The sequence below is a fragment of the Streptomyces sp. NPDC056503 genome (assembly GCF_042794995.1).
In the GTDB taxonomy this organism is placed as follows: Bacteria; Actinomycetota; Actinomycetes; order Streptomycetales; family Streptomycetaceae; genus Streptomyces.
Genome location: NZ_JBHTST010000153.1, coordinates 1 through 19,771, shown reverse-complemented (window position 1 = coordinate 19,771; position 19,771 = coordinate 1). Strand labels below are relative to the sequence as shown.

General features: G+C 68.2%; 20 protein-coding genes and 2 CRISPR repeat arrays. Of the genes, 9 read left to right on the top strand and 11 right to left on the bottom strand.

Annotated elements, in window-relative coordinates; all coding sequences use genetic code 11:
- Positions 1 to 64 precede the first annotated feature (64 nt).
- A CRISPR array of direct repeats spans positions 65 to 702; the repeat unit is 28 nt; unit sequence GGAAGACCCCCGCGGGCGCGGGGACGAC.
- Between the two features lie 255 nt (positions 703 to 957).
- Positions 958 to 1,474: direct repeats of the CRISPR family, unit length 28 nt; unit sequence GGAAGACCCCCGCGCGTGCGGGGACGAC.
- Between the two features lie 86 nt (positions 1,475 to 1,560).
- A protein-coding gene (locus ACFQ8C_RS31875; RefSeq protein WP_383464365.1) for an IS5 family transposase occupies positions 1,561 to 2,378 on the top strand; the annotation gives its coding sequence in 2 pieces (ribosomal slippage) (positions 1,561 to 1,903 and positions 1,903 to 2,378; 819 coding nt in all).
- A gap of 205 nt (positions 2,379 to 2,583) precedes the next feature.
- On the opposite strand, the gene ACFQ8C_RS31870 is transcribed toward ACFQ8C_RS31875, so the two are convergent.
- The 8 genes from ACFQ8C_RS31870 to ACFQ8C_RS31835 all read right to left on the bottom strand — a co-directional run bounded on the left by ACFQ8C_RS31870 (position 2,584) and on the right by ACFQ8C_RS31835 (position 9,567).
- A complete protein-coding gene (locus ACFQ8C_RS31870) occupies positions 2,584 to 3,249 on the bottom strand; it encodes a PIG-L deacetylase family protein (protein WP_383464354.1) in 666 nt (221 codons plus the stop codon).
- A 10-nt stretch (positions 3,250 to 3,259) separates the two neighbouring features.
- A complete protein-coding gene (locus ACFQ8C_RS31865) occupies positions 3,260 to 4,147 on the bottom strand; it encodes an aminoglycoside phosphotransferase family protein (RefSeq protein WP_383464351.1) in 888 nt (295 codons plus the stop codon).
- Positions 4,148 to 4,227: 80 nt separating this feature from the next.
- Positions 4,228 to 5,412, bottom strand: a complete 1,185-nt coding sequence (eis, locus tag ACFQ8C_RS31860; RefSeq protein ID WP_383464348.1) for an enhanced intracellular survival protein Eis — start codon at positions 5,410 to 5,412, stop codon at positions 4,228 to 4,230.
- Between the two features lie 17 nt (positions 5,413 to 5,429).
- Positions 5,430 to 5,960 carry a MaoC family dehydratase gene (locus ACFQ8C_RS31855; RefSeq protein WP_383464346.1) on the bottom strand — a complete coding sequence of 177 codons (531 nt, stop codon included), beginning with the start codon at positions 5,958 to 5,960 and terminating at the stop codon, positions 5,430 to 5,432.
- Entirely contained in the window at positions 5,957 to 6,814 is an 858-nt protein-coding gene (locus tag ACFQ8C_RS31850; RefSeq protein WP_383464343.1) for an HpcH/HpaI aldolase/citrate lyase family protein, read from the bottom strand. The genes ACFQ8C_RS31855 and ACFQ8C_RS31850 overlap by 4 nt, the downstream gene beginning before the upstream one ends.
- Positions 6,811 to 7,839 carry a 4-hydroxy-2-oxovalerate aldolase gene (dmpG, locus tag ACFQ8C_RS31845; RefSeq protein ID WP_383464340.1) on the bottom strand — a complete coding sequence of 343 codons (1,029 nt, stop codon included), beginning with the start codon at positions 7,837 to 7,839 and terminating at the stop codon, positions 6,811 to 6,813. The genes ACFQ8C_RS31850 and dmpG overlap by 4 nt, the downstream gene beginning before the upstream one ends.
- Positions 7,836 to 8,714 carry an acetylating acetaldehyde dehydrogenase gene (locus tag ACFQ8C_RS31840; protein WP_383464338.1) on the bottom strand — a complete coding sequence of 293 codons (879 nt, stop codon included), beginning with the start codon at positions 8,712 to 8,714 and terminating at the stop codon, positions 7,836 to 7,838. Before ACFQ8C_RS31840 ends, dmpG begins: the two co-directional genes overlap by 4 nt.
- A 37-nt stretch (positions 8,715 to 8,751) precedes the next feature.
- Positions 8,752 to 9,567: a 2-keto-4-pentenoate hydratase gene (locus ACFQ8C_RS31835; protein WP_383464335.1), complete on the bottom strand. Its 816-nt coding sequence runs from the start codon at positions 9,565 to 9,567 to the stop codon at positions 8,752 to 8,754.
- A gap of 73 nt (positions 9,568 to 9,640) precedes the next feature.
- Between ACFQ8C_RS31835 and ACFQ8C_RS31830 the strand changes: the two genes are divergently transcribed.
- Positions 9,641 to 9,766 carry a hypothetical protein gene (locus tag ACFQ8C_RS31830; RefSeq protein WP_383464333.1) on the top strand — a complete coding sequence of 42 codons (126 nt, stop codon included), beginning with the start codon at positions 9,641 to 9,643 and terminating at the stop codon, positions 9,764 to 9,766.
- A gap of 10 nt (positions 9,767 to 9,776) precedes the next feature.
- Here the strand turns inward: ACFQ8C_RS31830 and ACFQ8C_RS31825 are convergent, their stop codons facing one another.
- Positions 9,777 to 10,145 (bottom strand): hypothetical protein, encoded by a 369-nt coding sequence (locus ACFQ8C_RS31825; protein WP_383464331.1) that lies wholly within the window; start codon positions 10,143 to 10,145, stop codon positions 9,777 to 9,779.
- A gap of 198 nt (positions 10,146 to 10,343) precedes the next feature.
- Here ACFQ8C_RS31825 and ACFQ8C_RS31820 point away from each other — a divergent pair, with 198 nt between their 5' ends.
- From ACFQ8C_RS31820 to ACFQ8C_RS31790, 7 genes are all read left to right on the top strand, one after another.
- Positions 10,344 to 11,789 carry a tetratricopeptide repeat protein gene (locus tag ACFQ8C_RS31820; RefSeq protein WP_383464362.1) on the top strand — a complete coding sequence of 482 codons (1,446 nt, stop codon included), beginning with the start codon at positions 10,344 to 10,346 and terminating at the stop codon, positions 11,787 to 11,789.
- Positions 11,725 to 12,591, top strand: a complete 867-nt coding sequence (locus tag ACFQ8C_RS31815; protein WP_383464359.1) for a glycosyltransferase family 2 protein — start codon at positions 11,725 to 11,727, stop codon at positions 12,589 to 12,591. The genes ACFQ8C_RS31820 and ACFQ8C_RS31815 overlap by 65 nt, the downstream gene beginning before the upstream one ends.
- 261 nt (positions 12,592 to 12,852) lie before the next feature.
- Positions 12,853 to 14,601 carry a hypothetical protein gene (locus ACFQ8C_RS31810; protein ID WP_383464329.1) on the top strand — a complete coding sequence of 583 codons (1,749 nt, stop codon included), beginning with the start codon at positions 12,853 to 12,855 and terminating at the stop codon, positions 14,599 to 14,601.
- Between the two features lie 41 nt (positions 14,602 to 14,642).
- On the top strand, positions 14,643 to 15,221 hold the full coding sequence (locus ACFQ8C_RS31805) for a hypothetical protein (protein ID WP_383464327.1): 579 nt from the start codon (positions 14,643 to 14,645) through the stop codon (positions 15,219 to 15,221).
- A gap of 31 nt (positions 15,222 to 15,252) precedes the next feature.
- Positions 15,253 to 15,642 (top strand): hypothetical protein, encoded by a 390-nt coding sequence (locus ACFQ8C_RS31800; protein WP_383464324.1) that lies wholly within the window; start codon positions 15,253 to 15,255, stop codon positions 15,640 to 15,642.
- Positions 15,639 to 15,965, top strand: a complete 327-nt coding sequence (locus ACFQ8C_RS31795; RefSeq protein WP_383464356.1) for a DciA family protein — start codon at positions 15,639 to 15,641, stop codon at positions 15,963 to 15,965. The genes ACFQ8C_RS31800 and ACFQ8C_RS31795 overlap by 4 nt, the downstream gene beginning before the upstream one ends.
- Positions 15,966 to 16,004: 39 nt before the next feature.
- Positions 16,005 to 17,288, top strand: coding sequence for a hypothetical protein (locus ACFQ8C_RS31790; RefSeq protein WP_383464321.1), 1,284 nt, complete (start codon positions 16,005 to 16,007; stop codon positions 17,286 to 17,288).
- 471 nt (positions 17,289 to 17,759) lie between these two features.
- Here ACFQ8C_RS31790 and ACFQ8C_RS31785 read toward each other — a convergent pair whose 3' ends face one another.
- Together ACFQ8C_RS31785 and ACFQ8C_RS31780 are read right to left on the bottom strand one after the other, a co-directional pair.
- Entirely contained in the window at positions 17,760 to 18,929 is a 1,170-nt protein-coding gene (locus ACFQ8C_RS31785) for a hypothetical protein (RefSeq protein WP_383464318.1), read from the bottom strand.
- Positions 18,930 to 19,294: 365 nt separating this feature from the next.
- Positions 19,295 to 19,771: hypothetical protein (locus tag ACFQ8C_RS31780; protein WP_383464316.1), on the bottom strand; the 477-nt coding region annotated here is incomplete at its 5' end.

The following is a 19,771-nucleotide window of genomic DNA, read 5'->3' as shown; positions in this document are numbered from 1 at the left end:
GGGCGCTGGTCGAGACCAGCGCCCCTTCCGTCGGAAGACCCCCGCGCGTGAGGGAACGACAAGGAGAAGACCCCCGCGCGGGCGAGGACAACGTCGCGTTCCGGTCCTCGGTCCCGTTCAGGTCCGGAAGACCCCCGCGCGTGCGGGGACGGCTCGGCCTAGGCTCCGCAGGCCCCGGACCGCCCCGGAACACCCCCGCGGGCGCGGGGACGACATCACGCGGTTCCGCTCAGCCTCCCTGTCGAACGGAAGACCCCCGCGGGCGCGGGGACGACGAGCCATGCGGACGGGCCGGTCTGTATGGGGAGGGAAGACCCCCGCGGGCGCGGGGACGACGGCCGGGCACTGACAGCGGCGGGTCACGGCTTCGGAAGACCCCCGCGGACGCGGGGACGACTAACTGGGGCGTCAGCCGGTCTCGGTGTCTCGGGGAAGACCCCCGCGCGCGCGGGGACGACCAGGGCGAGGATCAGGCAGAGCGTCATGACGCCGGAAGACCCCCGCGGGCGCGGGGACGACCGGTACCGTGGTCACGATTTGCGACGTCGGCGCGGAAGACCCCCGCGGGCGCGGGGACGACCAGCTCGATACGGCCGTCGAGGACCCGCCGCTCGGAAGACCCCCGCGGGCGCGGGGACGACCTGAGCTTGGGTCATCTGTACCGGACCCTGAGCGGAAGACCCCCGCGGGCGCGGGGACGACACTTGCTGACTTGGGATTCTATGGAGCCTGAGGTCGATTTTCATTCAGTTGCTCATGAGACGAGTGGGAGCCGGACGACGGAGGAACCCCGCGTGCGGAGACGACGCCTGAAGGCACGCGGCCTCCATGGCGGCCGGACAACCCCCGCGCGTGCGGGGACGACCTCAGCTGGTAGGGCGTGGGCGGTTGGAAGATCGGAGGACCCCGCAAGTGCGGAGACGACAGGGACGAGGCGGTCAGCCCTTTCGCGCCGACCGGACAACCCCCGCGGGCACGAGGACGACCAAGGAGAGCGCACCTCCGCTGATCTCGTGTGCGGAAGACCCCCGCGCGGGCGGGGACGACTGCTGCTGGGGCGTGGGCTGGGTGGGCGTGGTGGGAAGACCCCCGCGTGTGCGGGGACGACCGTTCGAGATGCTCCGTCAGAGACTCGATATCGGGAAGACCCCCGCGCGTGCGGGGACGACAGACCGACGCCGGCCGTCGAGGCGGCGGCGCTCGGAAGACCCCCGCGCGTGCGGGGACGACCCGACGACGGCGGCGATGCGCAGGGGGCTCAACGGAAGACCCCCGCGCGTGCGGGGACGACGACATGGCGGCCCACCACCTGAGCGCGTTCTGCGGAAGACCCCCGCGCGTGCGGGGACGACAGCTGCGCCGTCATGATCTGCGCGCTGGCGTACGGAAGACCCCCGCGCGTGCGGGGACGACGTCACCTCCATCTCGCCGAGCGCTGCAGCAAGCGGAAGACCCCCGCGCGTGCGGGGACGACACTTGCTGACCTGGGATTCTACGAGCTGTGCTGCCAGTTTTCATTTAGACCATGTCCTATGTGGTGAGGCGGTCGTTGAGCTGGTCATGGGGCGGGGTACGTGGAGTTGGATCGTTCCGGACGGGTTGTGGGAGATCGCGAAGCCGCTGATCCCGCCATCGAAAATGCGGCCACAGGGTGGTGGGACGCAGGACACGCCTGATGAGACGCTGTTCGCCGCGATCATCTACGTCCTGGTCAGCGGGTGCGCTTGGCGGGCCCTGCCGCCCTGCTTCGGGATATCGAAGTCCACGGCGCATCGCCGGTTCCTGATCTGGTCGCGTGCCGGTGTGTGGGGCCGGCTGCACGAGGAGATCCTGCACCGCCTCGACGACGCCGGCCTGCTCGACCTGTCCCGGGCCGTCCTCGACTCCGCCCACGTCCGGGCGAAAAAGGGGGCGAACTCACCGGTCCGAGCCCCGTGGACCGGGGCAAAGCGGGTTCCAAGATGCACGTCCTGTCGGACGCGAACGGACTGCCCCTCCTCGTCGGCATCACCGCGGCCAACACCCACGACAGCCAGGCACTGAAGCCCATGGTCCTCGGTCACCAAACGAGACACGACCCCCACCGCGGACGTCACTTCAAACCCCAGCGCCTGCACGCCGACAAGGCCTACGACATCCCTGAACTGCGGAAATGGCTTCGCGGGAAACGCATCGGCGTCCGCATCGCACGCAAGGGCATCGAGTCCAGCGAGCGGCTCGGGCGTCGCAGGTGGGTGATCGAGCGGACCATGTCCTGGCTGACCGGCTACCGCCGACTCAACCACCGCTACGAGCGCCATCCCCGCAACTACCTGGCCTTTCTCGGCCTCGCCGCAGCCATCTGCTGCTACAAACGACTCGTCCGCCTCACCACATAGGACATGGTCTTAGTTGCTTGCAAGCCGATCTTTCGGTTGTGGGGGTACGCGAGGTCGCAGGCTTTGTATAGGGAGACGACGTAAGCATCTGGGTGGATCGTCGCAGGGCGTGCTCAGGCCATCGGGGGCTGCCCTTTTGAGGAGTCGGCCGTGGATCGGACCGTCGATGTCCGGCAAGGATGTGGTGGGCGGGGTGGTGGGGGGACTACGTGCTGGATGCTGTCGTCTGATCGGCGAACTCGATCTCCCTCGCTGTGCGGAATAGCTCGGCGCAGTTCAGCCCTGGCGGGAAGCTGTCGAGGACCCGGTGGTGCACGTGCTGGCGATGTGTGACCTCGGCCAGCTTTCGGAAGACGTCCATGTCGAGCTGCGCTTGCGAGGCGAAGCACTTTAGAGCTGCCGCCTTGACGTTCAGCAGCTCATGCGACCCCATGAAGACCTTGGTGGGCTCGAATCCGATGCTGTAGGGGGAGCGGAAATAGATCAGGTTGTGCGCTGCGCGCAGGGCAGCGGTCGTGGCCTCCTGTGCGGTGACGCGGTGATCGAGGTGCTGGTCGTCGGGGAAGTGTGTGTAGACGATGTCTGGGCGGGCGTCGTGGAGGAGTTTGAGGAGCTCGCTGTTGATTTTCCCGCGGTTTTCGATGAACCGGGTGTCGGGAATGTTCGAGAAAGTGTAGTTTTCCACGCCCAGGATCGCGCCGGCGGCCAGGCACTCGTCCTGTCGTACCGGCGTGCCGTCTGGCCTGGGGGCCCCGGTGGTGAGGCAGTGCACATGGACCTGGGCGCCTCGGCGTGCGTATTCGTGGATGCGCATCCCCATGGCTATTTCGGCGTCGTCGGGATGTGCCACCACGATGAGGACGGTCGTCATCGGGTCGCCGCTACTCGTGGTTCATGCGGGCGAGGACGAGGTGTCCGCGTTGGACGAGAGCGGGGTTCTGCTTGGCGAGGCCGGTGGCGAGGTAGGAGACGCCGAGTCTCGCGGTGAGGAGGCGCAGGGTCCTCTCCTCGCTGTCCGATAGTGTCCGGCCGTATCCGGTGAGGTAGGCGGCCTTGAGGTCCGGCCGGGGTGCCCATACCGCTGCGCACAGCCACACGAATTCCTCGACGGCGATACCGTGGGCGGACATTTCGAAGTCGATCACGCCGTAGCCGTGCGGGGGGTCCCACAGCCAGTTACGGGTGGCGTAGTCGCCGTGGCGGTACACGACGGGGAGGTTCTCGGCGAGCTGGGGCAGTTCGCGGGCAACGCACTGGACCAGAGCGCGTTGCTTGTCGTCGAGGTGGCCGGCGGTGGTCTCCAGGCAGGCGGCGGCTTCGCTCGCCTGGCTGGCCATGGACGCGTGGATGGTGTCGTGGTCCTGCTTAGATGCGGTGGGGGAGGCGTCGTGCCAGCGCCTGAGCAGGTTTCCCGCCCGTTCGTGCACCTGCAGCTCCTCGTTGCTGTTGAGGGGCAGCCCGCGTACGACGCGGCCGGGCAGGAGCGAGGTCATGATCGCCTGCAGGCTGGGATCCGCGGCGAGGAGGCGGGGTGCCTCGTGCGGGGCCAGGACGCGCGCCGCGTACGCGTAGCCGGCGACCTCCCGCTCATAGTCCTTCAGGCTCGGGCTGAGCTTCACGAACACCTTGGTCTCGCCCGCGGGCACCCGCCAGACTCTGGAGTCGCCCCGGTCCCAGGAGACGTCCTCGGCGGTGTGGGTGTCCGAGCCAGGAAGGTTCTCGGTGATCCAGCGGCGCAGGTCGGGTGGGAGGGGGGCGTTCTGTGGCATGGGGTGGTTTCTCCGAATCGCGTGCAAGCAGCGGGAGCCCGTGAGAGGTGAAGGGTGCTGCGGGGCCTTGGGCATATCGGTCAGAAGTGGTCTGCGAGCCACGGTTCACGGTCCATGGTGGCGGTCAGGAGCTGGGCGATGACGCGTGGAGGGGCCGCTACTCCCGCCAGGGCGGCGGCGGCCGTGCTGCGGTAGCCGCCGGCGTACCAGACGGCGAACTGCCCTCGGGTCAGCGTGATCTGTGCCGCGCGGGTGGTGGGCTCCAGGTCGCCCTTCCCGTCGGTGACCTGGAGCGTGTAGCGCTCGGTGGCCTCGCCATCCTCGGTGATGATTTCGATCGGGAGGGTGAGGTTCACGTCGTCGGGCCAGCCGCGCAGCTGTACCGCTCGGCGCAGGTCCAGGATGCGGAGCATCCACGGGTGCCAGGACTGTGCGGTCAGGGAGCCGGGGTGGTCCAGGCGGTGCAGCAGCAGCGGTGCGGGCGGCAGGCCGGTCCGCTGGAACGCGATGGTGGGGATGCGGCTGTGGTGCCGGCCGAGGAAGGCGAACATGGCGGCGGCCGTGTCCTGGTCCGCCGCCCAGAAGTCGTGCACCACGACCTGACGCCCTTCGACGGGGTGCGCCTCGTTGGCCAGTGAGAGGACTCCGGTGGGTTCGTGTCCTGGCTGGTTGAAACGGTAGGTGGCAAGGCCGGGATGCTTGCCCTGCTGCCACTGCTCCCACCACTGGGGCCGCTGCCATGTCCCGTTCCACCAGGTGGCCAGGTCGTTTTGGAGCAGGTGGACCTTTGCGTTCGTGCCGTGGGTGATCTCAAATCCGTTCTCGGTGAAGCGCCGTTTCAGTTCGTTGGCGGGGACGGTCCAGGAGAACACCTGGGTGGGGGCCTCCCAGCCGAGGCGTCGGGCGTAGCCGCTGGAGGCGGTCCAGAGGGTGGAGATCACGGCTCCCTGGTCGCGCAGAGGGCGCAGGCGTTCGGAGATCATGCGGACGGAGAGGTGGGCCCCGCGTTCCTCGGGGGCGACGCATCCGGCTCCGAGGAGTGCGGACGGTACCGGGGCCCCGCCGAAGAACTGTGGCAGGAGGAGTCCGAGTCCGCCGGCTACGACGTGGCCGTCCCGGACGGCGATGCGGATGTCCGCGTGGTGCCGCAGGAGGGTGATGTCGTCCACGGGGTGGCCGTAGCTGCGGGTTGCGAGGCTGTCGTACTGCTGCCAGTGGTGGTCGTCGGTGACCTGGGTGATCAGGGTCGGGGTCGGATCGGGCATGTGGCGTTCCGCCGGTTCTAGTAGTTGGTGTGGTTTCTGACGGTGTTGCTGTCGCGGGGGAGGAGGAAGCTCCTGCTGAACGTCATGACGATGTCGTCGTTCTGGTTCCGGCCGGTTGTGCGGCAGGTGATGATCCCTGTGCAGGGCCGGCTGTTGGACATCCGGCGGCCGGTGATCTCCGTTTCGGCGTAGAGGGTGTCGCCGACGAAGACCGGATGGGTGAAGCGGATTTCTTCGAAGCCGAGGTTGGCCACCGTGAGGCCGCTGGTACTGCGTACGGTCATTCCGCCGACGATGTGGAGGGTGACGCTGCTGCACACCAGGGGGCGGCCCCATTCGGTGCGGCTGCTGTAGTGGGCGTCGGTGTGGATAGGGGCGTCGTTGCCGCCGAGTGTCGTCATCAGGACGTTGTCGGCCTCGGTGAGGGTGCGTCCGGGGCGGTGCTCAATGACCAGGCCCACGGTCAGCTCGTCGTATCCGAGGCCGACGACTTCCCGGTAGCGGCCTGCGGCGATCCGCCGGTACCCCTGGGGGAAGCTGGTGCTCATGCGTGTACCTCGTGTGGCATGGAGGCTCGGGTGAGCAGGGAGCGAGCGGCGGCGACCATGGGGGGACCGATCATCTGGTGGCCGATACGGATGATTCGTCCGCCCGCGGTCTCGGCGGCTTCGACGATGGTGCGGGCGGCTGCGATCTCCTCGTCCGTCGGGCGGAACACCTTCGCCACCGTGGAGAGCTGCCGAGGGTGCACGCAGCTCTTCCCGGCGAAGCCGAGCGCCTTGGCCTGTTCGGTTTCACGGCGCAGTCCGTCGAGGTCGTCGAGGTCGAAGAACGGGGAGTCGATGGCCGGGATGCCTGCAGCGGCGGCGCTGGTGACGAGCGCGGAGCGGGCGTACAGCATCGGCCCCCACTCCATGGTGCTTGCGATGGCGGCCGCATAGTCCGCTGTTCCGAACAGGACTCCGGCGATGCGGTCGGCCCGCACGATCGACGGCAGCGTCTGCACAGCTCGAGGGGTTTCGATCAGTGCGTACAGCAGGGGCGTGTAGTCGGGGGTGTCGAGGATGCCGGCGACGATGTCGAAGTCTCGCGGTGATTCCACTTTGGGGATCAAGACGATCTGTGGTTTGACCGGGAAAGCCGTAAGGGTGGTCAGGTCGTGAACGCCATCGAGGGTGGCGGGAGAGCTGATCCTGACACCGAGCGTGGAGCCGGCCATGGCGGAGGTGGTGAAGAAGCGGCGGGCGGCGGCGCGGGCGGTCGGTTTGGCTGCGGCGGGAACGGAGTCCTCCAGGTCCACGAGGGCGACGTCCGCGCCGCACGTGTGCGCGGTCGTGAACCTGTCGGGTGCGTGGCCTGGGGTGATGAACCAGGTTCCGGCTGGCGCAGTCGTGACCGTCACCGAATGACTCCCTGAGATGCGAGGGTGCGGGCGGCCTGCGGGATCACGTCTTCCTGGCCGGCGATCACCTGACGTCGGCCGAGTTCCAGGAAGAGGTCCCAGGGGTGGACGCCTGCGCGTGTGGCGGCTTCCAGGACGGGCTTTTTGAACCCGGAGAAGACGCCGGCGAGGCCGGACGCGAGACTGGTGGAGTCGATTGTCGGGGGCGTGGGCATGAGGGTCTGCTCGGCGAGGTCGGCGGCGTCGGCCAGGCGTCGGACGTCGATTCCGGTGGCGTGGCCGTAGCGTTCCAGCACGGGCACGAGGACTTCCAGTTGGGTATTGCCCGCGCCCGCGCCGAACCCTCGCGCGCACGCGTCGATGACGCGGGCGCCGGCCTGGGCGGCGGCTACGGAGTTGGCCACGGCCATGCCGAGGTTGTTGTGTCCGTGGAAGATCACGGGCACTTCTACGGCGGAGGCGATGAAATTGATGCGGGTGGTGACGTCCTCGGGCAGGAAAGAGCCGGCGCTGTCCATGATGCCGACGGCCTGCGCTCCGTAGCCGACCAGGAGGGAGCACTGCTCGGCGAGCTGGCAGGGGCTGGCCATGTGGCTCATCATCAGCACGGCCTGTGCTTCGGCGCCGAGCTCCCGGATCACTCCGAGGTGGCGTTCGGCGGCGGTGGCCTCGGTGCAGTGCACCGCGATACGGGCGATGTCCGCGCCGTGGCGTACGACGGCGTTGCGGAGGTCGGTGGAGGTTCCCCAGGCGGGAGCCATCAGGACGGCCATCTTGCTGTGTGTCAGGGCCTCGCGGGCGGTGGACAGCATGTCGTCGTCGCTGATCTTACTGTGGCCGACCTGGAAGGAGGACGCACCGAGTCCGTTGCCGTGGCCGATCTCGACGACGGGAACTCGGGCCGCGTTGGCGGCCGTGGCGTAGGCGCGGATCTGGTCGCGGCCGAGCTGGTGGCGTACGGCGTGCTGGCCGTCGCGCAGGGTCGGGTCGTGGACGATCAGGTGTTCCTGATTGATGGTGTTCATCGTGCGTTCTCCTTCATGGCCGAGGGGCGGGCGAGGGCGTGCTGTTCGGCGGTGTGGATGGCGGCGGCGCTGATCACTTCGAGGTTTCCCGCGTGCACCGGCATGTTGGTGCGGGTGGCGGTGACCTCCACGGCCACCCGGATCGTGTCGTTGGTGACGGCGCACGAGGCCACGTGGAAGCCGGGGACGAAGGACCGCATGGTCTCGGCCGCGGACTTCACGAGCTTGCGAACCGGTTCCGGCTCGGCGCCCGGGGCGAGGATCGTCATGGCGCTGCGAAACCGTGGCGGCGGTGAGGCGGGGCTGATGTTCAGCATGGTCTTGACGGTGTCCGCCTCGGTGAACTGCTGGATCGCGTACTGGGTCGTCTCGATGTACTCGTCGAGATTGAGACGGCTGGCCCGGCCGACACTTCTGGTGGCAGCCGTGGCCACCATCTCCACGTGGAGGGTCGCGTAGTGCTGGGCAATGGTGTGGAGGACGGGGATCGAGGTCTGGCCGCCGCATGAGGCGAGGCTGATGTGCCGGTGCGCGGCGGCCTGGTCGCCGTTGACGGCCGGAACGATCAGCGTGCCAATGTTGGAGGGGGTCAGGTTGATGACCGTCGAGCCAGTGCCGGCGAGCCGGGCCGAGTGTTCGGGGTGGGCGACGGCGTTGGTGACGTCGAAGACGATGTCGAAGGTTTCCTCCGAGTCGGCCAAGGCGGTGATGCTGCCCGCCGCGGTGGCGCAGCCCATGGCGGCGGCCTTGCTCAGGCCGATGCTGTCAGGGCTGCGGCCGACGACGAGGCCACAGTGCAGGTGCGGGGAGTTCTGGATGCGTTCGACCAGGTCGAGGGCGAGAAGACCGGTACCGAGGACGGCCGTGTTGAGCACGTGTACTCCACTCGTCGGAGGAAGCGGGCCAGGGGACTCAGATGGTGTGCGCATGGATGGCGGGGAGCCGGGTGGACGTGGCCCGGATGTCCATGCCGGTGGTGAGCGGGATGCTCGCGTGCACGGAACCGGCCAGGATGATGTCGCCCGCGTGCAGCGTGGTCTTGAGGACGTGAAGGCGGTGCGTCAGCCACACGAGCGCTTTGAACGGGTCGCCGAGGATGTCGCGTCCTTCGCCGACCGCCGCCGTTTTCCCGTTGACACTCACCGTTATCCGCTCGGCTGCGATATCTCGGGTGTCGCAGAGGGGGACTGGGGCGCCGACGATGATCCGGGCGCAGGCGGCGTTGTCGGCGATGCTGTCCAGCAGCGTGAGGTTCCAGTCGGTGAAACAGGTGTCGAGGACTTCGAAGGCGAGGAACACCTCCGCCACGGCGGCTCGAGCTGTGGTCAGGTCCGCGGGGGCGTCCAGGTCGCGGCCGAGGCGGAAGGCGATCTCCGTTTCAATCCTGGGCGCCATGAAGTCCGCGGTCTTCAGGCGGCTTCCGCTGGGCGAGATCATGTCGGCGAGGACGAATCCGGAGTCGGGCTCGCGGATGCCCATCTGCTGCTGCATGGCGAGCGAGGTCAGTCCGATCTTGTGGCCAGCGACGCGACCGCCTGCCAAGACCCGGTGCCTCACGTTGAGCCGCTGGATGCGGTACGCGTCCTCGAGGGTCAGGTCGGCGAAGCGGCGGGCCAGCGGTGTCACGGGAGTACGGCTGCGGGTCGCATCAGCCAGTTCTCCGGCCAGGACAACGAGGTTGGGGCGCTTCTCGTGGTGGGGCACGTCGGAGTTCAGCGGCTCGGCCATTCGTTGGTTCTCCTTCGCTGACCGTCGCGGAAGAAGGCAGTGGTGGGCATGTCAGTGACCAGGCGCGCTGGCGATGGCCAGCGCACACATGGCGATAGCGGCGACCACGGGGAACGCGAAGGCAGTGAGCCGCCGGGGCCAGTGGGGCCAGTGGGGCCAGTGGGGCCAGTGGGGCCAGTGGGGCCAGTGGGGCCAGTGACATGATCGGGTCACGGCGCGAGCTGAACGTTGTCCGCGGCCGTCGTCCACTCGATCCCGCCCTTGGGCCGAATGTGAGCGATCCGCACAGTCCCGTGACTATGCAGCTGGTGCGTCACGGCGACGAGGATGCCCTCAGCGCGCGAGGCGATGTCCCGGACGTTCTTGTTCAGCAGCGGGTGCTGTTCGTACCCGTCCGGATCAACCGGGTTCACGCCTTTGCCCTCCGACTGAGTTTCGGCAGAGGGCATGAGCCTGTCGCGGCCTCCGGTCTCGCGCAGACCCAGGGCCTGGCTTGGCGCGCCCGTCCTGGGAGCCGGCGGAATGTACGCTCGGCCGCTTGCACCCGGGGTCCTTCGGGGCAGTGCGGAGGCGGTCATGCGATCGCTCCTCTCATACCGGCAGAAGTGGGCCGCGGTTCCGGGACGCGACGCGGCCCACTGCCCAGGGGGAAGCCGCCGGATTTCTTCAGCCTCCGGAAGCGTGTGAACAGTGAACTCTCCGGCACGGAAAGTCAGTACGGTTGGACTGTCGCGAACTCGTTCAAGCCGTTCAAGATCGCTTTCGAGGAGCTGGAAGTGGTGGGGAACCGGACACCGAACAGCCGGTTAGCGGACGTCATCAACGAGGCGGGGGTGACGTACTACGCCCTGGCCAGGGAAATCCGCACCGTGGCGGCCGAGGCCGGGGTGAAGCTGAGCACCGGGCCGTCGGCGGTCGCGTACTGGGTTGCCGGCGGTACACCATCCGGACAGACGCCGTTCTTCATCGCCGAGGCTCTCACCCGAAGGATGAAACGGAAGGTGACGGTTATTGAGATCGGTCTAGGCTGCGCAGCCAGCGGGGAGGCCCTGAGCGTCGATCCGCTGGCCACCGCTGCCGACCTCGGGAGATTCGTGATGCTCCGACGAAGGGACTTCCTGAACTCCGCCTTCGCCGCTGCTGCCGTCGCTCTTCCCCTCAGCTACGACCATGAGGCCGTCGCCGCCACGCTCAAGGCCGCTGAGACCGGCGCCGGCGTCGGCGCCGAGGAGGTCACGACGGTCCGGATGCTCACCGAGACGTTCAGAAGCTCAGACGAGAAACTGGGCGGCGGCCATGGCCTGACCGCGGTCACCGCGTACCTGACCGACACCGTCACTCCCATGCTGACGGCACGTTTTGCGTCTGACGCCATCCGCAGGCAAGCCTTCGGAGCCGCTGCCCAGTTGGCGACGCTGATCGGCTGGAAACACCACGACCTTGGCCGCGAGGGAGTCGCGCAGCGGTACTACCTGCTCGGCTATCAGTTCGCCTGCGAGGCCGATCAGTATGGGCATGCGGCGTGGATGATGCGGGCCATGACCCATCAGTCGCTCGACCTGGGCCATCCCGAGGCGTGCGTGGAGCTGGCGGAGGAGGCCCTGAGCCGGGCGTCGGGAAAGGTCGACCGGCGCACGGAGGCACTGCTGCTGGTGACCTGCGCCAGGGCATACGGGACCAGCAAAGAAAGCGGGAAGGCAGCCCGGGCGCTGCTGGCGGCTGAGGACGCGGTCACGGATCTGCGGGACCCGGTGCTGTCCTTCGCCGCCGCCTCCGGACCTGTGGCAGCAACGGTCGCCTCGCACACGGGAAAGACGCTGACCGCAATGAAGGACTACGCGGCGGCCGAACGGCACTACCGTGCCGCACTGGCGGACCGCTCGCCGGACACTTATCAGCGCGGGCACGGCCTGACCATGGTCAACCTGGGGAAATCGGTGGCCTCACAGCACCGCCACGAGGAAGCCGTGGGCCTGTGGAGCCGGTCCCTGGACTTCATGGACGGCGTGGCCTCCGACCGCAGCCGGCAGGAGATCAAGACCATTCACTCGAGGGCTGCCGGGTACCGGCAGCGCGGCGTGGCCGGCGCCAGAAGCCTCGAACAGAAAGCGGCCGAGCTGCTGCGGCCTGAGCGCGAACGAACAGGAAGTGGACGCCATGAAGGTGGGCGTGGTGGTACTGACGATGGGCGACCGGCCCCAGGAACTCCTGACGCTTCTTGACTCGGTAGCGGCCCAGGAAGGCGCTCCCGCAACGGTCGTCGTGCTGGGACAGGGCGTGACGCTCCCCCTGCTCCCGGAAGGTGTCTTCGGCGTTGAACTGCCGGAGAACCTCGGCATCCCTGGCGGTCGGAACGCGGGCGTGAAGGCATTGCGTGAACACGGTGGCGTGGACGCCGTCGTGGTCTTGGACGACGACGGAATACTGCCGCGCACCGACACCCTCCACCTCGTCCGGGAAGCCTTCGCCCAGAACCCGCGCCTGGGAATCGTGAGCTTCCGAATCGTGGACGAGGAGGGGAACAGCCAGCGCAGGCACGTCCCGCGGCTCGGCGGCGCCGATCCGCATCTGTCCGGCCCGGTCACCACCTTCCCCGGCGGAGCCCACGCCATCCGCACGAGCGTCCTTGACCAGATCGGCGACTTCCCGGCTCAGTTCTTCTACGCCCACGAGGAAACCGACTTTGCCTGGCGCGCGCTGGATGCCGGATGGGAGATCGACTACCGGGCCGACATCGTCCTGCAACACCCGCGCACCGCAGCGTCCCGTCACGCCGTCTACTACCGCAACACCGGCCGCAACCGCGTCTGGCTCGCCAAACGTCACCTGCCCGCCGTCCTCGTGCCCGTCTACCTTGCGACGTGGGCGGCGTACACGATGGTGCAGCGGCCCCCACTGGCAGGGCTCAGGCAGTGGTGGGCCGGATTCTTCGAGGGCGTACGCGTGCCGTGTCCGCCTCGTCGCCCGATGCGGTGGCGCACGGTGTGGAGGATGACCCGGCTGGGCCGGCCGCCGGTGATCTGACTGCGAGTACGCCGAAGCCCCCGCTGGCCCGAAGCGTTCCGGGGTGAGGGCTTCGGAGCTCACCGTCGACACAGAGCTGAAAGCCGGTGGTGTCGCGGTGGGGACGACGTCGACCGAGACGACGCCGACCGCCCGCAGGAAGAGAACGCCGTGCGTGACCTTCACGTCCTCGGCAACCGACAGCTGACTGGGAACTCGGTTATCGGCTGCGGAGCCAGCGGGTGCGGTGGCACGCTGAACTGGGACGAAAGGTGGGGGTTCGTGCGGGGTGACAGGCGGCAAATTCAGACGGCGGTTCTGGGCGGCGCGGACTCGGAAGAGCCGCTGATGCTTCCTTTGGAAGCGATCGAGCTGGACGCCTTCCGCCAACAGCACGAGCACGACACGTTCTGGTGCGGGCTGCTGCTCGGAGGCTGTGGCGTGCGGCTGACCACGAAGCTGTACACCGATCGTGTGTGCCATTTCGCCCACGTCCCCGGTGCGGACGGGCTCTCGCATCGCTGTGGCCGCAGCGCTAGGGGTGTGGCCAGTGCCGACCACCTGTATGTGAAGTCCGCCACCCGGTCCTGGCTGCACGGCCGCGGGCAGGAAGCCAACTTCGACTTCGCCCGGCCGGATGGTGCGGCAATCGGGTCGGTGGTCGACATTCGGTTCCAGGAACGGGGGCTGCGCGTGCACCTGGACCATACGGTGGCGCCCGTGTGGGACGAGGACGGCGTGGAGCCGGTGCTCGGGGTGTCCGTGCCGGTGGACCGGGACACACTGATCCGGCGCTGGTACGTCCACCGGGTCCGTCTGGACAGCGAGGGCACCCTCCGGCGGGTGCGGATCGGCACGGAGGCGTTCGCGCGGCCCATCGAGTGGTTCGCCCTGGACGAGTGCGAGATGACGGAGCGAGGGCTCTCGACGCCGGCGGTGGAGCAGATCGTGCGCTCCCGCAGCACTCGTCCTGCCTCAACGTGGGGTGCGGGCAAGACGGTGAAGGCGCCGCCCGCGCAGGCGCGGGCCCAGACACTGCTGCGCAAGCTGGCCGAAGCCCGCCAGGTGGGCTCCGTGGTCGTCGTGACCCGGGTGTGCCGCGACCTGGCCGCTCTCACCGGGGTGGAAGCAGAACTCCAGGACCAGCTGTCAGCGGCCGTCGCGGAGGTGGAGCGCTGGCTGGAAGAACAGGCGCGAGCGCGGCAAGAGCTGTTCCGCGAACTGGAACGAGCCATCGCCGGGAAGGAAGTCGGCCAGGTCCGTCCTCTGCTGGTGCGAGCCAACGCCATCGCGAGCCACGACCGCACCGAAGCTGAGACGGTTGTCGTCAACGCCGCAGCCGAGTGTCTGGATGACTACGTGCGGCAGAGGAAAGCCGAGGTAGCAGCCGTGCGGGCCGCGCAGGAGGAGGAGCAGGCACGGGACGAAGCGGACCGTGTGAAGATGCTGCTGGCCGCTTTGGGAAGTCGCGGGATCGAGCAGCCACAGCGGGCGATGCACGAAATGGTGAAGGACCTCGTCTGCGCAGCGGCCGGAGCCGGAGCCTACGTCGATGCTCAGCAGCGCGAGCAGATCGAGCTCTGGAAGAGGCGTGCGGACGGCGCCGGGGCACTGGCGCAGATCGCCCGTCAGAAGAGAGCCTCAGCCCCGGCACGTGTGGCGCGGCCGAAGCGGATATCTCGGTTGTACGAACAGGTTGGGCGCCGCTCCTGGTTCAAAGAGCCCTGTCCCCGTTGCCAGGCCCCCAAGGGCAGGCACTGCTTCAACGACGACGACAGCGGCGGCAGAGACCGGCGGCCGCTCCCTCACGAGGAACGTCTTGAACTGATCATCAGCACCCGGAACGCACGCCCCCAACAGACCACCCAGCGATCGCCTTCGCAGCCACAGTCCCCCTCTCCCGTATGGCGGGTCATGGACGTCTCCTGTCCTGAGTGTGATGCTGAGCCCGGCTCGAAGTGCACGACCCCGGACGGCCGTCCGCACCAGCGCCGCATGACGCACTTTCGGCGCCGTTTCCCTTCGCCCTGACCCTGTGGCCTTGGGTGTCCCTACCGGGCGTTGTTGCCGGCATGGGGCTGGCGGACCGGGCAGCACCTGGCAACGAGAAGCAGGCGGGCCAGGTGGCGGAAGCGGCGTGCGAGTTCGCGGACACTGCCGCCAGGTACGGCTACAGTGCGGCCGCCGACGACGCCCGGGTCGCCATCGGTGGCCTTGGCTCTCCTGGCTTGTCAAGATCCCGATCAGCAACGAGGGGAGCGGGTGTGGCTGTGAGAACGGCGGGGCCGGATGCGGTGGTGCGCGGTGTCGAGGAGCTGTCCATCGAGGACGTTGAAGGGCTGTTGGGCTGGCTCTTCTCGCGCCTCGATGCCAAGGCACCCGGCACCTTGGCGACTGCGCAGTTCGCTGAGGGACGGGTACGCGAGCAGCTGGCACGGCGGGACGCCGAAACCGTGCCGGGCTGGTCGGTGCTGTCCGACCTGGCACAGGACTGGCACTTCCTGCGGCAGGTCGCGCGAGGGATCGCCAGCGGCGAACTACCGGACGACCGGACCGTGATCTGGAAGGGGACGCTCGACTACATCCCCCGAGACACGGGTGTGGGGGGCGACGGCCGCTTCAGAGACGATGCCGTGGGGATGAGGAAGTAGCCGGCCTGGTCCGTACCCCCGGGAGGAACCCGTGCCACACCCCCAGCCGCTCACCCCAGATGACAAGCTCGCCGACGCGAAGAAGCTGCTGAGCCTCCCGCGTATCGTCGTGATCTGCGGCTCCACCCGCTTCATGACCGAGATGAACGAGGCCGATCTGCGGGAAACCAAAGCCGGAAAGATCGTCGTCAAACCGGGCATCGACATGAAGTCGCCCCACGGACTCTGGTCCGATCCGGTCGAGGCCGCGGCGCTGAAGGTCCGGCTCGACGACCTGCACCGGGCGAAGATCCGGCTCGCCGATGAGGTGCTCGTGGTCGGCGACTACATCGGCGACAGCACCCGAGCCGAAATCGCCTACGCCCGGTCGCTCGGCCGGCCCGTGCGGTTCACGCACCCCGAAGTCGACCCCGACGCCTGACCGCACACGGCCGGCCGGAGCGCGGCCTGGTCGCCCCGGCCGCCGGCGGCAGCGTCCTGGCCCGGTGGGAGGCCATCCTCGCCGTGGCTGCGCCCGAACTCGCCGGGCACGTGAAGGCGGTGAAGTTCGACGCGGAGTCCGGCCGCCTGGAGGTCGCCCCCGACGCCCCGGCGTACGGCACAAAGGTCCGCTGGATCGCGCCGAAGCTGATCGCGGCCGCCAACGAGAAGGCGCCCGGTGCGAACGTACGGTTCCTGCACGTCCCTGGTGGGCAAGCCATCCGACCGCAAAACTGCTGGTGTGTTCCGCGCATCCGTTCCTAACGTTGAAGAGGCAGTCGGGCGAGCGAAGGCGGTGGCACGATGGCGAATGGTGTCTGGCACGAAGGGCTCCAGCAGGTCCTCGCACTCGATCAGGCTGATCTCGGCCTGCCAGAGCATCTGCAGCACCTGGCGCCCGACGTCATCGAAGCGCTGCTGCGGCCCATCGCCGGGCGCGACCGGACCCTTCTTCAGTGCGTCGAAAGCCAGGCCGGCCGCGTCTGCAAGGCGGAGCTGAACGGTGTGCAGAGCCGCTTCATGTACCTCCGCAAGCACCGCAGCCCCGATCAGCAGGTACGGCTGCGCGCCATTCACCTGCCGACCACGCACACAGTGACCGCGGAGGAGAACGACCAACGGGAGGCGATGAAAGAGTTCGTCGCCCGCACCTGCGATACAGCCGGCCTGCACTACAGCGTCGGCGCGTCCACCAGGTCCCGGACGGCCAAGCCCGACGTAACAGTGACCAGCGCTGGCGGGGTCGGCCTGGGATGCGAAGCGCAGTACTCCAACGCCAGCCCCGACCTAGTGCTCCGCCGCTCCCGGACACACGCCGGTGCGGGGCTGACCGCCAATTGGATCACCGACAACGACACCTTTCACCTCGTCGACCGCGCGAACTGGATGCTGACCCGGCCCGCCACCTGGCGGGAGATCAGCAACGCCGGCGACCTCCCGCTCATGGGCGGGTACCGCGTCCTCGCCGAATGGAACTGCACTGCGGCGGCGGAGCGCCCCTGCCCCGACGGCCTGGTGAAGACTGGCTGCGGCCGCGTGCACCTGGAATGGGACACCCCCCGCCGTCTGGACGACGAAGGAACGGGCTGGACGGGATGGAGGGGAAACCGCCGGGCCGTCACCGTCGGCCGGGCGCTGGTCGGGGCGGCCACCGGTGCGGTCGTTCCCCTCTTCATTCCCTCCCGGCGAGACGCCCGCACCGGTGCCTACATGTGGGTACCGGCAAAGGACCGGGACACCTGGGCCGAGTACCGGCCCACCGAAGGTGCTCCGGCAGACAACAGCGAGCCCTCCGAAGAGATCCATTTCTCTGGCAAGGAAGCCGACTTGAGCTGCCGGTTCGGCGAGGAAGACCGGACACTGGGTACGGCACTGCCGCGCCGCGGGCTTGTACAGCTCTCGATCACCGTCGACAGGCCGACGTCGCCTGCACCCACATCCACAGCCCGATCCGCAAGGCCGTCCCGGCCTGTCGCTCCCTACATCGCCAGGCCCCGCCCGGGGGAGTGCGAGATTGGTACCCCCCGTTGCGGACAGGCCGCTCGTCTGTATGCCGGAGGATGGCGATGCGACACACATCGCCCGTAGAGCACGGCGGTGCAGGACGGCCTTCTGCGTAGTGAGACTGAGCTCGTCACCTCGTCAGTCAACCACTACAGCTGCGAGAGCGTCGACCGCGTCCCCGGGCCCTGCTGCTCCGTTGTGCCCTGGTTCCTCGCGGGTATCAGCATCCATCTCACACTCGCTCCCGCCGACGACCAGTCTCCCGTCCTGCTTTTCCCGCGCGAGGAGCTCGCCGCCGAAACCATCCCGTCCTCGTCCGTCTTCGCGCCCCGCTGTCGTCCTGGCAGTGAGCCTTTTCCAACCTGGCGGTCCGGCGAGTTGATCATGCCCGTCGGAGCGTTCGCGCCACGGTGACCCGGCTGTGGACCTGCTGTTCTCGGGCCCACAGCCGGCTGGCATGTCACTCACCAACACACCCTTGACCAGCACAGACGTGAGGTTGGAAAAGGCTCAGTGCAGTTGCTCTCGAAGGAAAGGACCTCTTCGGCGCTGGCCTCAGGAGACCTTGTAGCAGGTGGTCCGTACCTCGGAGCCGGTGCCGTCCTTCGGCCGTGCCCACCAGGCCCAGGCGTCGGGGCCGCAGACCGCCCGGCTGCGGGCCTGGGTGGCGTCGTCGTCCGCGCCGGGCGCGATCCGGTGCTGGCCCAGGATGCGGGCGTCGTGGGAGCCGGAGCAGGGGACGGTCACCACCTGACGGCTGCTGAGCTGTCCGGTGGCGAAGTCGACGCAGCCGCCCTTGCGGACCTCGCCGATGTCCCGCACGGTGTCCGCTGCCTTCAGCACCCGGCCGGCGGCGGCCGGGAATGGTGCGGCGGACCCGTACCCGGAGAGGGAGAGGTCCATGGTGAGGGTGGTGAAGTCCGCCAGGTCGCCGTCTTTGCGGAAGGCGTCCTTCACCGTGATCCCGGCCCGGGTGATCCGGCCCTGGGCGTCCACCTCGACGGTGAGCGGGATGGGCGGGCGCCGGCTCGCGCTCGGACCGGACAGGACGATGTGGGGGTGCAGATTGGACGGGAAGAGCACGGACAGCGCGCTGTCGGACAGCTCCGCCCGGTAGGCGCGGCCGCCGGCCGGCGTCTGCCGGTGCGAGGTGGCCTTTCCGGCCGTCAGCGCCTCCAGGAGGGTGCCGCCGACCGGGGACTCGCTGCCGCGCATGAACTCCAGGGGATCGTTGTCCGTGAACCTGCTGGAGCCGCTGGAGGTGTCCACGGGGGCATAGTCGATCCAGTACGGGGAGGAGGCCGCACGGTAGCGGATCCGCTGGCGGTCGACCAGATAGGTGCCGGAGGTCTCGCCGTCCTCACGCGCGGGGGTGACGCCGAGGACGGCGGTGCGCGCCTTTCCCGAGGTCTTGGCGGGGAGGTCCCAGGAGACCTGGGCGTGGCCGCGGTCGCCGGCGAAGTCCAGCCCGCCGGTCGTGGTCCGGACGATGCTGCCCTTCCTTCCCGTGAAGGTCAGCTTCTGGGCGAAGTGCACCGTGGCCGCCTTCTGCGTCTCGCGCACCGCGAGGAAGGCCTGCCGTTCCGTCTTCTGCCCGAAGACCGGGTGAGCGGCGGCCGCCGACGGGGACGGTGGTGCGGCGTCCTGCCCGCCGGCCGAACAGGCGGTGAGCGCAAGGGAGACGGCGGCGAGGACAGCGGCGGAGCGGACGATTCTCGTGGGCATGTTCCGATGACGGTCACGCGGGGTGGATGGTTGCCCGCCGCGCGGTCACGAAACGATCACCACCGCCTCGCCTCGGGGATGGCTCACGGGAGGATCTTGTCCTGAGGGACTGCCCGGCGACACTGGTCGGCCCGCGAGGCGGGCGACTCCCGCTGGAGAGCCGGCCCCGACACCATGCATTCAAGTTCTGCAGCAGGATCCGTTCTTGAAAACTCCACAGAAATGATTAACAACAAAATTGCCATCGCAGCCGAACTTGCCGCGATGGCAATCATGAACGGTCTATTCTATTTTTTCACCTTGTTCATTCCCGATGGAATTCTACATAAAGGGAGAATTCCACTCGGAGAGGTCATAGGCAAGCGTCACCTGAAGCGACCGCTCCACGGAGTCCACGGGATGTATTTCTTTTTCGGATATCCGAAGGTTCGGTTAAACGGGCGGGCGTACAGGTAGTTGTAGCTGTACCGTCCGAGGTGCCTCACCACGTTTCTCCCGTACCAGTGGGTGTCAGAATAGACGGAAACCGAGGCCGCACTCCAGATGCAGCCACCAACACCTCGGAAGGTGCGGCACTTTCGCAGGTTGCGCATCCTCCACGCCTTCCTGCCTGCTCCGAGAACTCGTCCAGCGCCAGATACCCCAAACCCGAACATCACTGCAGAGTGGAACATGTCGGCCCTAGCGTGCTTACGACGGTAGGAGCGCCACTTTCGAACCCACTTAGCGGGGTTGTACCAGGATTTTCCGGTGAGGTCGTATTGGTTGATGGGGTCGCCGGGGTAGCCGTAGGCGTTGGCGCCGCCGCCGTAGATGGGGTCTGCGGTGAGGAAGCGGCCGGT

What these genes read in the sequence shown, in the direction of transcription:
- ACFQ8C_RS31870 (WP_383464354.1), bottom strand. Translation starts at nt 3,249, where the DNA reads ATGACGACCGTCCTCATCGTGGTGGCACATCCCGACGACGCCGAAATA.
- ACFQ8C_RS31865 (WP_383464351.1), bottom strand. Translation starts at nt 4,147, where the DNA reads ATGCCACAGAACGCCCCCCTCCCACCCGACCTGCGCCGCTGGATCACC.
- eis (WP_383464348.1), bottom strand. Translation starts at nt 5,412, where the DNA reads ATGCCCGATCCGACCCCGACCCTGATCACCCAGGTCACCGACGACCAC.
- ACFQ8C_RS31855 (WP_383464346.1), bottom strand. Translation starts at nt 5,960, where the DNA reads ATGAGCACCAGCTTCCCCCAGGGGTACCGGCGGATCGCCGCAGGCCGC.
- dmpG (WP_383464340.1), bottom strand. Translation starts at nt 7,839, where the DNA reads ATGAACACCATCAATCAGGAACACCTGATCGTCCACGACCCGACCCTG.
- ACFQ8C_RS31835 (WP_383464335.1), bottom strand. Translation starts at nt 9,567, where the DNA reads ATGGCCGAGCCGCTGAACTCCGACGTGCCCCACCACGAGAAGCGCCCC.
- ACFQ8C_RS31830 (WP_383464333.1), top strand. Translation starts at nt 9,641, where the DNA reads ATGGCCAGCGCACACATGGCGATAGCGGCGACCACGGGGAACGCGAAG.
- ACFQ8C_RS31825 (WP_383464331.1), bottom strand. Translation starts at nt 10,145, where the DNA reads ATGACCGCCTCCGCACTGCCCCGAAGGACCCCGGGTGCAAGCGGCCGA.
- ACFQ8C_RS31815 (WP_383464359.1), top strand. Translation starts at nt 11,725, where the DNA reads ATGAAGGTGGGCGTGGTGGTACTGACGATGGGCGACCGGCCCCAGGAA.
- ACFQ8C_RS31805 (WP_383464327.1), top strand. Translation starts at nt 14,643, where the DNA reads ATGGGGCTGGCGGACCGGGCAGCACCTGGCAACGAGAAGCAGGCGGGC.
- ACFQ8C_RS31790 (WP_383464321.1), top strand. Translation starts at nt 16,005, where the DNA reads ATGGCGAATGGTGTCTGGCACGAAGGGCTCCAGCAGGTCCTCGCACTC.
- ACFQ8C_RS31785 (WP_383464318.1), bottom strand. Translation starts at nt 18,929, where the DNA reads ATGCCCACGAGAATCGTCCGCTCCGCCGCTGTCCTCGCCGCCGTCTCC.